This is a genomic window from Mesorhizobium sp. LMG 17147, from assembly GCF_024297145.1.
Classification (GTDB): domain Bacteria; phylum Pseudomonadota; class Alphaproteobacteria; order Rhizobiales; family Rhizobiaceae; genus Mesorhizobium.
Map to the genome: position 1 here is coordinate 70,883 of NZ_JANCTC010000006.1, position 13,936 is coordinate 84,818.

Consider the following 13,936-nt stretch of genomic DNA (forward strand, 5'->3'; position numbering starts at 1 on the left):
GTGCGCTACACCCGCACCCGTTCCGCCTTCGGATCGTACATCGGCTTAAGCGACGCCTCCGCCGCAAAGCGCTCGCCGGCGATCTCGATCTCGTAGGACGACGACAGGACATCCGCCTCGCTCTCGCCCTTGCAAGGCACGTAACCAAGCCCGATAGCGCCGCCGAGATGATGGCCGTAATTGCCCGAGGTGATCGGACCGACGATCTTGCCGTCGCGCAGGATCGCCTCGTTGTGGAAGAGCAGCGGCTCGGTGTCGTTCAGGCGAAACTGCACCAGCCGGCGCGACAGGCCGGTTTCTTTCTTCTTCAGCACCGCATCGCGGCCGAGGAAGTCTCCCTTGGCCGTCTTCACGGCAAAGCCGAGGCCGGCCTCCAGCACATTGTCTTCGTCGGTGATGTCGTGGCCGAAATGCCTGAAGGCCTTTTCGATGCGGCAGGAATCCAATGTGTGCAGGCCGCATAGCTTCAGGCCGACGTCGGCGCCGGCTTCTTCTATCGCCTCGAAGACGTGGGCAGCCTGGTCGGTCGAGACATAAAGCTCCCAGCCGAGCTCGCCGACATAGGTGACGCGGTGGGCGCGGGCCAGCCCCATGCCGATTTCGATCTCCTGAAACGTGCCGAACGGGTTGTTTTCGTTTGAAAAATCGTTGGGGCTCACCCTTTGAATCAGCTTTCTCGCATCCGGGCCCATCAGGCAGAGCACGGCTTCGGCAGCGGTCACATCGGTGATGACGACGAACTCGTCGGCAAGATGTTTTCGCAGCCAGGCCAGATCGCGCTGCAGCGTCGCACCGGGCACGACGAGGAAGAAGGCTGTTTCAGACAGCCGTGAGACGGTGAGGTCGCTCTCGATGCCACCGCGCTGGTTGAGCATCTGGGTATAGACGATCTTGCCCGGCGCCACATCCATGTCGTTGGCGCAGAGCCTTTGCAGGAAGGCGCAGGCGTCGCGGCCTTCGACGCGGATCTTGCCGAACGAGGTCATGTCGAACAGGCCGACGCCGTTCCTGACCGCCAGATGCTCCTCGCGCTGGTTGTTGAACCAGTTCTGCCGTTTCCAGGAATAGCGGTATTCGCGCTCCTGGCCGGGCCTAGCGAACCAGTTGGCGCGCTCCCAGCCGGCGACCTCGCCGAACACCGCACCGCGCGCCTTCAGATGCTCATGCAGCGGCGAGCGCCTTATGTTGCGCGAAGTCGCCATCTGCCGGTAGGGGAAATGATCGGCGTAGAGCAGGCCGAGCGTTTCGGAGACGCGCTCCTTGAGATAACGGCGGTTCTTCTGGAACGGCTGGGCGCGGCGGATGTCGACCTCCCAGAGATCGAAAGGCGCCTCGCCGTCATTGATCCATTGCGCCAGCGCCATGCCGGCGCCACCGGAGGAGACGATGCCGATCGAATTGTAGCCGGTCGCCATCCAGTAGCCGGAAAGCTCCGGCGCCTCGCCGAGATAGTAGCGATCGTCGGGCGTGAAGCTTTCGGGGCCGTTGAAGAAGGTGTGGATGCCGGCGGTGGCCAGCATCGGCATGCGGTTGACGCCCATTTCGAGGATCGGCTCGAAATGATCCATGTCCGCGGGCAACTGGTCGAAGCAGAAATCCTCGCTTATGCCGTTCATGCCCCACGGCTTGGCTACCGGTTCGAAAGCGCCGAGCATCATCTTGCCGGCATCTTCCTTGTAGTAGGCGCACTCGTCCGGGACGCGCAGCACCGGCAGGCGGGAAAGCCCGGGGATCGGTTCCGTTACGAGATAGAAATGTTCGCAGGCGTGCAACGGGATGGTGACGCCGTTCTGGGCGCCAAGCTCGCGTGCCCACATGCCGGCGCAGTTGACGACGATGTCGGTATCGATCGTGCCTTGCTCGTCGCCCTGCGCCCAGGACACCCCGGTGACGCGGCCGGCCCTGGTATGGACCTTGGTCACCTTCACATTCTCGACGATCGTCGCACCACGCTGGCGCGCGCCCTTGGCCAAGGCCATGGCGATGTTGGCGGGGTCGCACTGGCCGTCGAGCGGCAGATGCACGGCGCCGACCACATCGGATACATTGAGATGCGGGTACATCTGCTTGACTTCACCTGGCGAAATCTCGCGCACGTCGACATCGAAGGCGCGGGCGAGAGACGCCTGCCGATAGATCTCGTGCTTGCGCTCCTCGGTCAGCGCCACGGTGATCGAGCCGACCTGGCGCATGCCGGTGCCGACATCGGTCTCGGCCTCGAGCTTGACGTAGAGGTCGGCCGAATATTTCGCCAGCCGCGTCATGTTCTGCGAGCCGCGCAATTGGCCGATCAGGCCGGCAGCGTGCCATGTCGTGCCTGACGTCAGCTGCTTGCGCTCGAGCAGCACGATATCGGTCCAGCCGAGTCTGGCCAGATGATAGGCGACCGAGCAACCGGAGACGCCGCCGCCGATGATGACCGCCCTTGCTTTGGGAGGAATGGCCTTGGTCGGAATGGTTTTGGTGGGCGGGGCGCTCATGCGGCCTCACGGCGATAGCTGGATGCGAAGCGGCGCAGGCGTGTGGCAGCCTCCATCAGCACCGGCTCGGGCTGGCAGAGGCTGAAGCGGATGTGGCCTGCTGCGGCCGCGCCGAAGCTCGAGCCGGGCATAACGCCGACCTTCTCCTGGTCGAGGAAAGCCCAGGCGAATTTTTCGTCGTCCGGCTCGATCGCCGATATGTCGAGCATCACATACATGCCGCCTTCGGAGCCGCGCACGGTGACGTTGTTCATACCGCGCATGGCATCGAGAACGACGGCGCGCCTCGCGGCATAGCGCTCGGCGATCTCCTCGACGCCGTAGCCGTTTTCGAGCGCCTCGGCGCAGGCGAGGCTGATGAAGGCCGGCAGGCCGTAGGTCATCACCAGATTGAGGTCGGTCAGCAGCGAGATCATCTCCTCGGGCCCGGTCAGCCAGCCCATGCGCCAGCCGGTCATGCCGTGGCTCTTGGACATCGAATTGATGACTAGCGTGCGTTCCGTCATGCCAGGCAGCGAGCGTGGTGAGACGTGCTCGCCGCCGCCCAGCGTCCAGTAGACCTCGTCCGACAGGAGCCAGAGGTCATGCTCGCGGCAGATCTGCGCCAGCTCTTCCAGGCGCTCGCGCGAATAGACGGCGCCCGTGGGATTGTTCGGCGTGTTGATCAGGATGGCGCGGGTGTTCGGCCGAAGGGCGGCGCGGATGTCGGCGGCGCGCGGCTGAAAGCTGTCTTCGGCGGGGGTCTCGACGAGGCTGAACTCGGCGCCCGCCGCACTGAAGGTATTCGGATAGGTGGCGTAATAGGGCGCAACGACGATGGCATGGTCGCCCTGGTCGAGAACCGCTTGAATGGCCGCGTAAAGCGCGGCCTGCCCCCCCGGCGTGGCGATGACCTGGTCGGGGCTGGTCGCAACCCCGGTGCACTGCGTCGAGGCCGCCGCCATCGCCTTGCGCAGGCGTGGAACGCCGGCAAGCGGCGTGTAGTGGTGATTGCTGGCGCGGACGGCCGTCACACAGGCTTCGATCGTCTCGTCTGGCGTGTCGAAATCATGGTCGCCGACCGACAGCATGATGATGTCGTCGCCAGCCTGCTTGCGCGCCCAGGCAGCGGAATGAACCTCCCAGCCATCCTTGCCCGAAGGCACGATGCCGGAAATGCGCGATGATGGTCTGGGCATTATGCTACTCCCGAAATTTCGTAGCCGGCTTGTTCGAGCCGGTCGCGCAGCGCGGCGATGTGGGCAGGTCCGACTTCGCAGCAGCCGCCGACGATGCCGGCGCCAGCCTCGACCCAGCCGATCGCCTGGCCGGCATAGGCATCCGGATCGAGGTCGTGGCGGGCGTGCAGCACTTCCACGGTGCCGCCATGCTTGAGTGCCTCGACCGAGGTGAAGCCGTTGGCATAGGCGCCGACCGGCCCGCCGAGGGCGATCAGTTCGGGGAGCGCTGCAGCGATCGCCTCGGGCCGGCAGCAATTGATCAGCCGGGCCGTGACGGGCAGGCCGTCGAGAGCGCTTGCCGCCGCCGCAATGGCTTCGCCGCTGCGCAGGCGCGGTGCGCCGTGGTCGGCGAGCGTCCACGACACCCATACAGGCTTGCCGCTTTCCGACGCTGCGGTGACGGCGGCGCGCGCCTCTTCGGCCGACGCCATGGTTTCGCACAGAAACAGATCGACGCCGTCCGTCTGCTCGGCAACGATACGGCGATAGACGTCGAGCGTATCCTGGAAGGATATCGTCAGCGCTGGCGCATAGCTGCCGAACAGCGGCGACAGGCAGCCGGCGATCGCCGCGTCGCCGGCCTGGTCGCGCGCTTGCCTTGCCAGTTCTATGCCGCGCTTCTGCAACGGCTTGAACAGCTCTTCCGCGCCTTCGCGCGCCAGCCGCTCCGGTGTTGCGGAATAAGTGTTGATGGTGATGACGCGGGCGCCGGCGCGGATAAATTCGGCATGCAGGTCGCGCACCAGATCCGGTTCGTCGATGAGCACCCTGGCCGACCACAGCGGCGTCGGCTCGGAGCTGCTGCGGCGGACCAGCTCTTGGCCCATGCCGCCATCGGTGAGGATCACTTTCTTCATGCTCTGAGCCTCTCGTTCTTTGGATCCCATAACGGCTCATCCTCCTGCACGACCGCCCGAAAACGTTCGCCGAAGATCTCGACCTCGACCGCCGTTCCCGGCTCGGTCAGGTCCGCGCGCAGCATGCCGAGCGCGATCGATTTGTCGATACGATGACCCCAGCCGCCGGATGTCGTCTCGCCGACGATCCGGCCGTCACGCCACAGCGTCGACATATAAGGCGCATCGCAGTCACCGGGGTTTTCGACGACAAGCGTGACGAAGCGTTTCTTGACGCCCTGCTGCTTCTCGTTCTGCAGCGCTGCCTTGCCGCGGAAGTCAGGCTTGTCCCATCTGACGAAGCGCTCCAGCCCGCCCTGCAGGATCGAATAGGCGGTCGACAGGTCGCCCTTCCAGGTGCGGTAACCTTTTTCGAGCCGCAGCGAATCCAGCGCGTACATGCCGAACGGTTTCAGGCCGTGCTTCTGGCCAGCTGCCCAGACGGTGTCGAAGATCGCTGCGGTATCATCGATCTTGCTGTGGATTTCCCAGCCGAGCTCGCCCGCGAAGGACACGCGCACCAGCTTTGCCCAACGTCCGGCGATACTGGTCTCCTGATGCGTCAGCCAGGGCAGGGTGAGGTCGGCCGCGCAGAGTTCGGCCAGGATTTTTCGCGAGTTGGGGCCGGCTAGGATCTGGGTAGAGTATTCCTCCGTCCTGTCGACCAGCTTGAATGCGGCGTCCTTCGGGATGCGCGATTTCAGCCATTCGAAATCATGCCATTGCGCCACCGCGGCGGTGATCAGTGTCATCAGGTCTTCGTCGTGACGGACCACCGACATTTCGGTGACGATGCTGCCCTTGTCATCGGCAAAATAGACGAGGCCGATGCGGCCGGGTTTCGGCACCAAGCCTGTGACCTGGAGGCTGAGCCATTCGGCGGCACCTGGACCATCGAGATTGAAACGGGAAAAGCCCGGCAGGTCCAGAATGCCGGCGGCATCGCGGACGGCGAGGCATTCTTGGCGCACACGATGCTGCCACGGCCCGTCGCGGCGGAAAGTCAGCGTGGCTTCTTCGGAGACGTCGTCACCGGGCTGCGCATACCAGGTGGCGCGTTCCCAGCCATTATAGGCATCGAACTGGGCGCCGAGTGCCTTGATGCGGCCGTGGAGCGGCGACAGCTTGCGGTCGCGTCCGGCCGGCCAGGCATGGCGCGGGAACTGGATGGCGTATTCGTTGCCGTATATTTCCATGCCCTTGGCAACACAATAATCCGGAGCCGAGGCGAAGGCGGTGAAACGGCGCGGATCGCAGGACCACATATCCCATTCGGTCTGGCCCTCGGTCACCCATTCGGCCAGCACCTTGCCGGCGCCGCCGCCCTGGGCGATGCCGAAGGTGAAGACGCAGGCCTCGAAGGCGTTGGGCACGCCGGGCATCGGCCCGATCAGCGGGTTGCCGTCCGGCGCATAGGGGATCGGCCCGTTGATGACTTTGGATAGGCCGGCGGTGCCGAGGATCGGCACGCGGGCGACAGCGTCAGCCAGGTAATATTCCAGCCGATCGAGATCGTCGGGAAACAGCTGGAACGAAAAGTCGTCGGGCATCGGGTCGTTGTGGCCGACCCAGTGGGCGCGGCAATTGCGCTCATAAGGGCCGAGATTCATGCCGTTCTTTTCCTGGCGCAGATAATAGGACGTATCGACGTCGCGCAGCAGCGGCAGCTTCTTGCCCTGTTCCTTCGACCACGCCGCCAGTTCGGGGATTTCCTCGAACAGGATATATTGATGGCTCATCACCATCATCGGCACCTCGCGGCCGAACATCCTGCCGATCTCGGCGGCGCGGTATCCGGCGGCGTTGACGACGATCTCGCAGCGGATCTCGCCTTGCGCCGTCTCGACCACCCACTCGTCGTTTTCTCGGCGCACGCCGGTGACCGGGCAGAAGCGGATGATCTTCGCGCCCATGTCGCGGGCACCTTTAGCCAGCGCCTGGGTCAATTGCGCCGGGTCGATGTCGCCGTCATTCGGATCGTAGAGCGCGCCTTTCAGCTCATGCGTCTCGATGAAGGGGTAACGACGCTTGATCTCGTCGAGCCCGACGACATCGATGTCCATGCCTTGGTAGCGGCCCATGCCCTTGGCGCGCTGGAATTCCTGCATGCGCTCCGCGCTATGGGCTAGCCTGAGCGAGCCGGTGACGTGGTAGTTCATGGGATAGCCGACCTCGTCGGCCAGCCGGCGATAGAGTTCGGTCGAATATCGCTGCATGTTCATCAGCGACCATGACGAGGAGAAAGTCGGCACGTTGCCGGCGGCATGCCAGGTCGAGCCGGAAGTCAGCTCGTTCTTCTCCAGAAGCACGCAGTCGATCCAGCCCGCTTTGGCGAGATGATAGAGCGAGGAGGCGCCGACGACACCGCCTCCGATGATCACAACGCGTGCCGTGGTCGGCAAACCGGCCATGTTCTTCTCCGACTATTTGTTTTGATGCATGTCGTTGTCCCAAAACCGCCACGCACTTTTGGGCGACATGCATTCGTTCAATAGACAGGCGGCGAAACCACCCAGATGACGACAGCCGGCTCGGCGCCAGGATTGCGCCAGCGGAACGGCTTGCCGTCAAAGCGGAAGGAGTCGCCTTCGCCAAGCCGGTGCCAGACGCCAGCAATTTCGATGTCGAAGCTGCCGGAAGCGACGTAGCCGGCTTCCTCGGTCGGCCGGCGCGCCTCGGTCTTCATCTCGGCACCCGGGGCGAAGGCCGAACGCAGCATCTCGAAGCTACCGCCGAGATCGGGGGACAGCAGCTCCTCCACCAGGCCAGAATCGCTTGTGCCAAGCACGCGTCGGCTGCCGGCGCGCACGACCACGCCGCGCTCGGTCTCGACAGGCACGTCATGGCTGAAGAACAGGCTGACCGGCACGCCGAACAATTCCGCGAAGGCTCTGAGGTCGCCGAGCGACGGGATCGACAGGCCGCGCTCGACCTGGCTGACCCAGCCGACGGAGCGGCCGAGCTTGAGGCCGGTCTCGGCAAGCGTCAGTCCGCGCGCCTTGCGCAAGGCGCGGATGTCGCCGGCCAGCAGCCGTTCGCTGCTGTCTTGTTCCGATCTGGCCGCGGTTGAGGGCAAAGCTGTCCCTGTTTCGGTGAAAAATTCCCAGCAAATTTCATGTGAATGCACGTTTGTGAAAAAATCAAGAGGATTTTCATGCGCCCACAAGATTTACTTGCGCCATTTTGACGGTTCGGGCAAAGGCTCGGCGCACGAGCGGCGAGTGGGGCGTCCGGTCGAGGCGGATAGGCTTATCGGGCGTTCAAAAAGACGCGCAAGGATGCTCCATCACTTCTAGTCGGCGCATGATCCTTCCGGAGAATCGGGTTCGGGATCATACGCAAAGGGACGGCCATGCTGGAAAACAACTCCCGGATTGCGGCGGCGATCGTCGATGACGCGATCACCTCGCGTCGATCGGTACGCGCCTTCTTGCCCGATATGATCGACGACGACACCATCCGCGATATTCTCGCCGTTGCCGCGCGCGCGCCCTCAGGCACCAACATGCAGCCCTGGAAGGTCTATGTGACCAAGGGGGAGGTCAAGCAGCGCATCACCGATGCCATCCTCAGCTCGGGCATCCGCGCCGAAAAGGCGGAGTGGGACGAATATCGCTACTATCCCGACCAGTTCTTCGAACCCTATCTGACGCGGCGGCGGGCCAACGGCTTCGGTCTCTACGGCGTGCTCGGCATCGGCCGGCGCGAGGTCGACAGGATGCGCGCGCAGCACGACCGCAACTTCATCTTCTTCGATGCGCCGGTCGGCATGATCTTCACCGTCGACCGGCGGCTGAACAAGGGGTCGTGGATCGACTACGGCATGTTCCTGCAAAACATCATGGTCGCGGCGCGGGGCAGGGGCCTGCACACCTGTCCGCAAGCTGCCTTCGCGCCGTATCACCGGCAGATCAGGCCGGTGCTCAACATTCCCGACGAGGAGATCGTCGTCTGCGGCATGGCGCTCGGCCATGAGGACACGTCCAAGCCCGAAAACGCATTCCGCACCGACCGCGCGCCGCTGGAAGAGTGGGTGACGTTCGCCAGCTAACGTGGCGACGCGCCGGCTGAGTTATTGCACGTCGTAGCCGACTTCCTCGCTGGCGTGGCAGAGTGCTTTCCAGAACGAGCGTGCGAACGAGCGGAACACATAGATGTCGAACTGATCGGCCGCGGTGCGCTGGATCTGCGCGAAGACGTCGTGATGCATGGTCGAGCGGCCGGCGCCGATCGGGAAGGCCGGCAGCGCGAAGTCGATGGCGAAGAACTTCGCCAGCACCCACTCGGCCTTCGGCCCGGCGATACGGATCGCGGTGCGGCCGTGCGAAAGGTCGGTGACCGTACCGATGGCCGGAGTGACGACATCGGCAAAGGCCGTCGCCAATCCCTCGGCTTCATCGACAACCGTAAATTTTCCCGGCGCAAAGCCGAACACCGACCTGGCGCCGTTCGTCACACCGCCGCCGGCGCCGTCGGGCAAAGTCAGGCCGGTGATCGTATGGATGCCGGCCATCAATGTCTTCTCCTCGCCGGGCCAGGCGGCGAGCTGCAGAATCGACCCCGGCCTGGTTTCGGAGAGGATGATTTCGACGCCGTGCTCGAAATCGCCATGCGAGCCCGGATGCAGCACCGGCTCAAGCGGTGATTGGCGTTCAACCATGCATGCGGCTCCCGTCCGGATCGAAGAAATGGTTGGAGACGATCTCGACCGGCCCGAACCGGTTGCGCAACGGGTCGGAAACGTAGGCACGCGAGCCGCGCCGCGTCTTGCCGCCCTTGACCAGGGCAAGCGCGATATATTTGCCGAGCGCCGGCGAATAGCAGCAGGCGGTGATGTGGCCAAGCGAGCCGTGGGGATTGGCTTCGTCAAGCTGCTCGACGATGTGTGCGCCCCCATTGAGCGGCTGGTTGTCGAGCGAAACAATACCGACGAGTTCCAGGCGGTCCGGTGCGATCAGCCCCTCGCGATCCATCATCGCCGAGCCGATGAACGGCTTCTTCTTCGACAGCATCCAGTCGAGATGCAGGTCGCGTGCCGTGGTACGGCCGTCGATCTCGGCACCGGTGACGTGGCCTTTCTCGATACGCATGGTGCCCAGCGCCTCGAGCCCGTAGGTCACCAGCCCGAACGGCTTGCCGGCTTCGATGAGCGCCTCCCAGACATGGGTGCCGTAACCGGCGCCGGAATAGACCTCGAAGGCCATTTCGCCGGAGAAGGACAGCCGGCAGATCATCACCGGCACGCCGGCGATTTCGCCGTGGACGATGCCCATGAAGGGCAGTGCGGCATTGTCGACGGCGGTGCCGCTGACGCAACCAGCCAATATCTGCCTTGCCTTCGGCCCGCCGATGGCGGCACCGGCCCATTGATCGGTCACCGAGGTGACGTGGACCTTCAGCTCCGGCCAGATCACGTCGAGGAAATACTCCAGATGCTGCATCACCTTGCCGGCATTGGCGGTGGTGGTGGTCATCAGGAAATCCTGCTCGCCGAGCCGCCATGTTGTGCCGTCGTCGAAGGCGAGACCGTCCTCGCGCAGCATCAGCCCGTAGCGCGCCTTGCCGACGGCCAGCGTCGAAAACATGTTGGTGTAGACGCGGTCAAGGAATTCCGCCGCGTCCGGGCCTTGCACGGCGATCTTGCCCAGTGTCGAGACGTCGACCATGCCGGCGCTCTCGCGCGTGGCTCTCGCTTCGCGCACATAGGCCTGCTCGATAGTCTCGCCGGGGTGGCCGTAGATCATCGGCCGGTACCAGAGGCCGGCCGAATACATGGTGGCGCCGTTGGCGACGTGCCAGTCATGCATCGGCGTCAGTCGCTCGGGTTTCAGATCGCCGAAGCGTTCGGCGGCAAGCGAGCCGATCGATACCGCCGCAAAGGGCGGGCGAAAGCGTGTCGTGCCGACCTGCGGGATCGGCTTGCCCAGCGCCTCGGCCATGATGGCGAGGCCTGGTATGTTGGAACTCTTGCCCTGATCGGTCGCCATGCCGAGCGTGGTGTAGCGCTTCAGATGTTCGACCGAGACGAAGCCTTCCCGATGCGCCAGCCGCACGTCGTCGGCCGTCACATCATGCTGGAAATCGACGAAGCTCTTTCCACTGGCCCTGATCTCGAACACCGGCGCCGGATCGGGATCGCCGGGAGCGGCTTCGACAACCGGCAAGGCCGCCGGCGTGCCGGTTCCGCCCGTCGCGGAAAAACCGGCGGCGCGACCTTCGGCGATCGCCTCGGCGGTGGAGAAACTGCCGGTGAAGGCGCCGGCGCCGATCCATTGCTGTGTTGTAGGTTTCGGCGGCAGGAACGCTTGCAACGTTTCGTTCCATTCCGCCTTGGCGCCGGCCTGGCTGGCCAGATGGATGGTCGGCGACCAGCCGCCTGACATCAGCAGGCAATCGGCGTGAATGCTGCGCGCATCGCCGGAAAGCGCGCCACTCGCCATATCGAAGCGCTGCACCTTGAAGCCGGACAGCGCCTTGCCGCCCTCGGTGGCGATCACCGCGTGGCCAGAAAAGATCTCGGCCTCGGTTTCGCCGGCCAGCTTGCGCATCTCGCTCGAAAGCTCAGGGCGTACGTCGACGATGGCGACGACCACGGCGCCGGCCTTCTTCAGCGCCAGGGCCGCGCGATAGGCGCTGTCATTGTTGGTGAACAGCCCGATCCTGTCGCCGGGCAGCACGCCATATTCAGTGGCAAAACGCTCGGCCGCATGCGCCAGCATCACGCCTGGTCGATCATTGCCCGGAAAGACCAGCGGACGCTCCAGGGAGCCGGTGGCCAGCACCACCGACTTGGCGCGGATTGTCCAGTAGCGATGGCGGGGTTCGCCCTTGCCGGGCGTTTCCTTGTGGTCGGTGACGCGTTCGAGCGCAGCAAGCGTGTTGCCGTCATAATAGCCCCAGACCGTGGTGCGCGGCAGCAGGCGGACATTGTCACGGCCTTCGAGCTGGCCAGCGGCGCGCCCCACCCAGTCGGCGGCCGGCATGCCATCGATCGTCTCGCCCGACCAATTGGCCGAGCCGCCGAAATGCGGCTCGAGCTCGGCCAGGATGACGCGTGCACCCTGATCGGAAGCAGCCCTGGCAGCCATCAGCCCGGCCGGGCCGGAGCCGACTACCAACACATCGCAAAACGCATTCATGCGTTCGTAGCGCGCCGTATCGTGAGCCGTGCCTGCCTTGCCCAGGCCGGCGGCACGGCGGATGAAATGCTCACAGAACATCCAGAAGCGCGTGCCCTTCAGCGGACCGATCACCGGTCCCATGAAGGTCTTGTAGTAGAAGCCGGCCGACAAAAGCTTGCCGCCGAGCTGGTTCACGGCACTGACGTCCCAGGCAAGTGAGGGGAAACGGTTCTGGCTGATTGCGGTCAGCCCGTCATAGATCTCGACCATGGTGGCGGGAATGTTCGGCTCGCGAACCTCGCCCCTCAACACGGTGACCAGCGCGTTAGGCTCCTCGACGCCGGCGGTCAGCACGCCGCGGGGACGGTGATATTTGAACGAACGCCCGAACAGGGTGACGCCGTTGGCCAGCAGCGCCGAAGCCAGCGTGTCGCCGGCGTGGCCGGTATAGGGCGCGCCGTCGAAGGTGAAACGGATGGTCCGCAGCCGGTCTATGAGGCCGCCGGCCTCGGTACGGCGCGGGCTCATGGCTTGTCCTCGGCCCGGTGCCGCGCAACCGAATTGTGATCGCCGCGCGCGAACGCGGTGCTGGAGATCTCGTGCGTCAGCGTGTTGCGCACGACCCTAAGATGGGCGCGGCAGCCGCCGGAATGCTGCCAGATCTCATTGTGGTCACCGGCCGGGTTCAGCCGGTCGTAGACATAAGCATTCCAGGCGTCGAGATTCTGCGAGGCCGGCTGTGGGCGCTGGCGATTGCCGTCGCCCTGATAGGTGAATTCGATCACGTCGCGCGGGCCACAATAGGGGCAGGTGATGAGCATGGATCTCTTAAACTTCTCGTTTGACCACGATCTTGTCCGAAAACCGGTTTCCACTTTTCGCTGACGCGGACCTGCGGTTCGGGATCATGGCCTAATGCAGCCGGGGCGTGGCGCCCTGGCCCTTGTCGTCGATCACCAGGCCACGATAGAAGCGGTCGAGCGTGAAGGCCGCGTTGAGATCGTGTGGCTCGTCCTTGGCAATGGTCCAGGCAAAGCACCAGCCGGAAGCCGGCGTCGCCTTGAAGCCGCCATAGCACCAGCCGCAGTTGAGATACATGCCCGGCAGCGGACCGGTGGTGATGATTGGCGAGCCGTCCATAGACATGTCGCAGACGCCGCCCCATGAGCGTAGCATGCGGACACGGGCCAGCCCAGGGAACAGCGCCAGCATCTCGCTCATCACCTCATCGACGATCGGCAGGCTGCCGCGTTGGGCGTAGCTGTTGTAGCCGTCGAGATCGCCGCCATAGACAAGGCCGCCCTTGTCCGATTGCGACATATAAAAATGGCCCATGCCGAAGGTCAGGACCGTATCGATGAACGGCTTTAGCGATTCCGTGACGAAGGCCTGCAGCACGTGGCTCTCGATCGGCATCGTCTCGATGCCGGCGAGCCGCATGACTTGCCCGGTGCTGCCGGCCACTGCGACGGCTACCTTCTTGGCGCGGATTTCGCCGCGCGTCGTCGTGACGCCGGTGATACGGTCGCCGTCGCGCAGGAAGCCGGTGACCTCGCAGTTTTCGATGATGTCGACGCCGCGCCGATCTGCACCGCGCGCATAGCCCCAGGCGACGGCGTCGTGGCGGGCGGTGCCGGCGCGCCGCTGCATCAGGCCGCCGACAATCGGGAAGCGCGCGGTGGCCGAGACGTCCAGTGCCGGCATCAGGCGGGCGATCTCCGCCGTAGTCATTAGTTCGGCGTCGACGCCGAGATGGCGCATGGCGTTGCCGCGCCGGGCATAGTCGTCGAGCTGGGCAGGTGTGTGGGCGAGATTCAGGCAGCCGCGCTGCGAGAACATGACGTTGTAGTTGAGGTCGTGGGCCAGGTTCTCCCACAGCTTCATCGAATGCTCGTAAAAGCGCGTGTTGGCCGGCAGGAGATAATTGGAACGGACCGCCGTGGTGTTGCGGCCGACATTGCCGGAGCCGAGCCAGCCCTTCTCCAGCACCGCGACATTGGTGATGCCGTGCTCCTTGGCTAGGTAGTAAGCGGTCGACAGGCCATGGCCGCCGCCGCCGATGACGATCACGTCATAGGACGCCTTCGGGTCGGGCTTGCGCCAGGCCGGCCTCCAGTCCTTGTTTCCGGTCAGCGCGTTCTTGAGAAGCGAAAAGGCCGAATATTCCGCCATTCTTATTGTCATCCATTTCAGGCTTGGCGGCAGACTATAGAGCAGGT

10 protein-coding genes are annotated in these 13,936 nt (G+C 64.4%); 1 reads left to right on the forward strand and 9 read right to left on the reverse strand.

Translation table 11 applies throughout. From position 1 onward, the window contains the following. Positions 1-5 precede the first annotated feature (5 nt). From NMG46_RS13515 to NMG46_RS13535, 5 genes are all read right to left on the reverse strand, one after another. Positions 6-2,480: an FAD-dependent oxidoreductase gene (locus NMG46_RS13515; RefSeq protein WP_254818147.1), complete on the reverse strand. Its 2,475-nt coding sequence runs from the start codon at positions 2,478-2,480 to the stop codon at positions 6-8. Then, entirely contained in the window at positions 2,477-3,658 is a 1,182-nt protein-coding gene (locus NMG46_RS13520; protein ID WP_254818148.1) for a pyridoxal phosphate-dependent aminotransferase, read from the reverse strand. Before NMG46_RS13520 ends, NMG46_RS13515 begins: the two co-directional genes overlap by 4 nt. Then, positions 3,658-4,557, reverse strand: coding sequence for a homocysteine S-methyltransferase family protein (locus tag NMG46_RS13525; RefSeq protein WP_254818149.1), 900 nt, complete (start codon positions 4,555-4,557; stop codon positions 3,658-3,660). The genes NMG46_RS13520 and NMG46_RS13525 overlap by 1 nt, the downstream gene beginning before the upstream one ends. Continuing rightward, on the reverse strand, positions 4,554-7,007 hold the full coding sequence (locus NMG46_RS13530) for an FAD-dependent oxidoreductase (RefSeq protein ID WP_254818150.1): 2,454 nt from the start codon (positions 7,005-7,007) through the stop codon (positions 4,554-4,556). Before NMG46_RS13530 ends, NMG46_RS13525 begins: the two co-directional genes overlap by 4 nt. A gap of 77 nt (positions 7,008-7,084) precedes the next feature. Further along, entirely contained in the window at positions 7,085-7,672 is a 588-nt protein-coding gene (locus NMG46_RS13535; RefSeq protein WP_254818151.1) for a helix-turn-helix domain-containing protein, read from the reverse strand. 276 nt (positions 7,673-7,948) lie between these two features. On the opposite strand from NMG46_RS13535, the gene NMG46_RS13540 reads away from it, so the two are divergent. After that, positions 7,949-8,647 (forward strand): nitroreductase, encoded by a 699-nt coding sequence (locus NMG46_RS13540; RefSeq protein WP_254818152.1) that lies wholly within the window; start codon positions 7,949-7,951, stop codon positions 8,645-8,647. A gap of 21 nt (positions 8,648-8,668) precedes the next feature. On the opposite strand, the gene soxG is transcribed toward NMG46_RS13540, so the two are convergent. From soxG to NMG46_RS13560, 4 genes are all read right to left on the reverse strand, one after another. Continuing rightward, positions 8,669-9,256, reverse strand: a complete 588-nt coding sequence (gene soxG / locus NMG46_RS13545) for a sarcosine oxidase subunit gamma family protein (RefSeq protein ID WP_254818153.1) — start codon at positions 9,254-9,256, stop codon at positions 8,669-8,671. After that, positions 9,249-12,245 carry a sarcosine oxidase subunit alpha gene (locus tag NMG46_RS13550; protein WP_254818154.1) on the reverse strand — a complete coding sequence of 999 codons (2,997 nt, stop codon included), beginning with the start codon at positions 12,243-12,245 and terminating at the stop codon, positions 9,249-9,251. The genes soxG and NMG46_RS13550 overlap by 8 nt, the downstream gene beginning before the upstream one ends. Further along, positions 12,242-12,538, reverse strand: coding sequence for a sarcosine oxidase subunit delta (locus NMG46_RS13555; RefSeq protein ID WP_023676536.1), 297 nt, complete (start codon positions 12,536-12,538; stop codon positions 12,242-12,244). Before NMG46_RS13555 ends, NMG46_RS13550 begins: the two co-directional genes overlap by 4 nt. Positions 12,539-12,629: 91 nt before the next feature. Further along, positions 12,630-13,889, reverse strand: coding sequence for a sarcosine oxidase subunit beta (locus NMG46_RS13560; RefSeq protein WP_254818155.1), 1,260 nt, complete (start codon positions 13,887-13,889; stop codon positions 12,630-12,632). Between the last annotated feature and the right edge of the window lie 47 nt (positions 13,890-13,936).

Bases quoted from the DNA above. Each gene is read 5' to 3' on its own strand.
- NMG46_RS13515 (WP_254818147.1), bottom strand. From the start codon at position 2,480: ATGAGCGCCCCGCCCACCAAAACCATTCCGACCAAGGCCATTCCTCCC.
- NMG46_RS13520 (WP_254818148.1), bottom strand. From the start codon at position 3,658: ATGCCCAGACCATCATCGCGCATTTCCGGCATCGTGCCTTCGGGCAAG.
- NMG46_RS13525 (WP_254818149.1), bottom strand. From the start codon at position 4,557: ATGAAGAAAGTGATCCTCACCGATGGCGGCATGGGCCAAGAGCTGGTC.
- NMG46_RS13530 (WP_254818150.1), bottom strand. From the start codon at position 7,007: ATGGCCGGTTTGCCGACCACGGCACGCGTTGTGATCATCGGAGGCGGT.
- NMG46_RS13540 (WP_254818152.1), top strand. From the start codon at position 7,949: ATGCTGGAAAACAACTCCCGGATTGCGGCGGCGATCGTCGATGACGCG.
- soxG (WP_254818153.1), bottom strand. From the start codon at position 9,256: ATGGTTGAACGCCAATCACCGCTTGAGCCGGTGCTGCATCCGGGCTCG.
- NMG46_RS13550 (WP_254818154.1), bottom strand. From the start codon at position 12,245: ATGAGCCCGCGCCGTACCGAGGCCGGCGGCCTCATAGACCGGCTGCGG.
- NMG46_RS13555 (WP_023676536.1), bottom strand. From the start codon at position 12,538: ATGCTCATCACCTGCCCCTATTGTGGCCCGCGCGACGTGATCGAATTC.
- NMG46_RS13560 (WP_254818155.1), bottom strand. From the start codon at position 13,889: ATGGCGGAATATTCGGCCTTTTCGCTTCTCAAGAACGCGCTGACCGGA.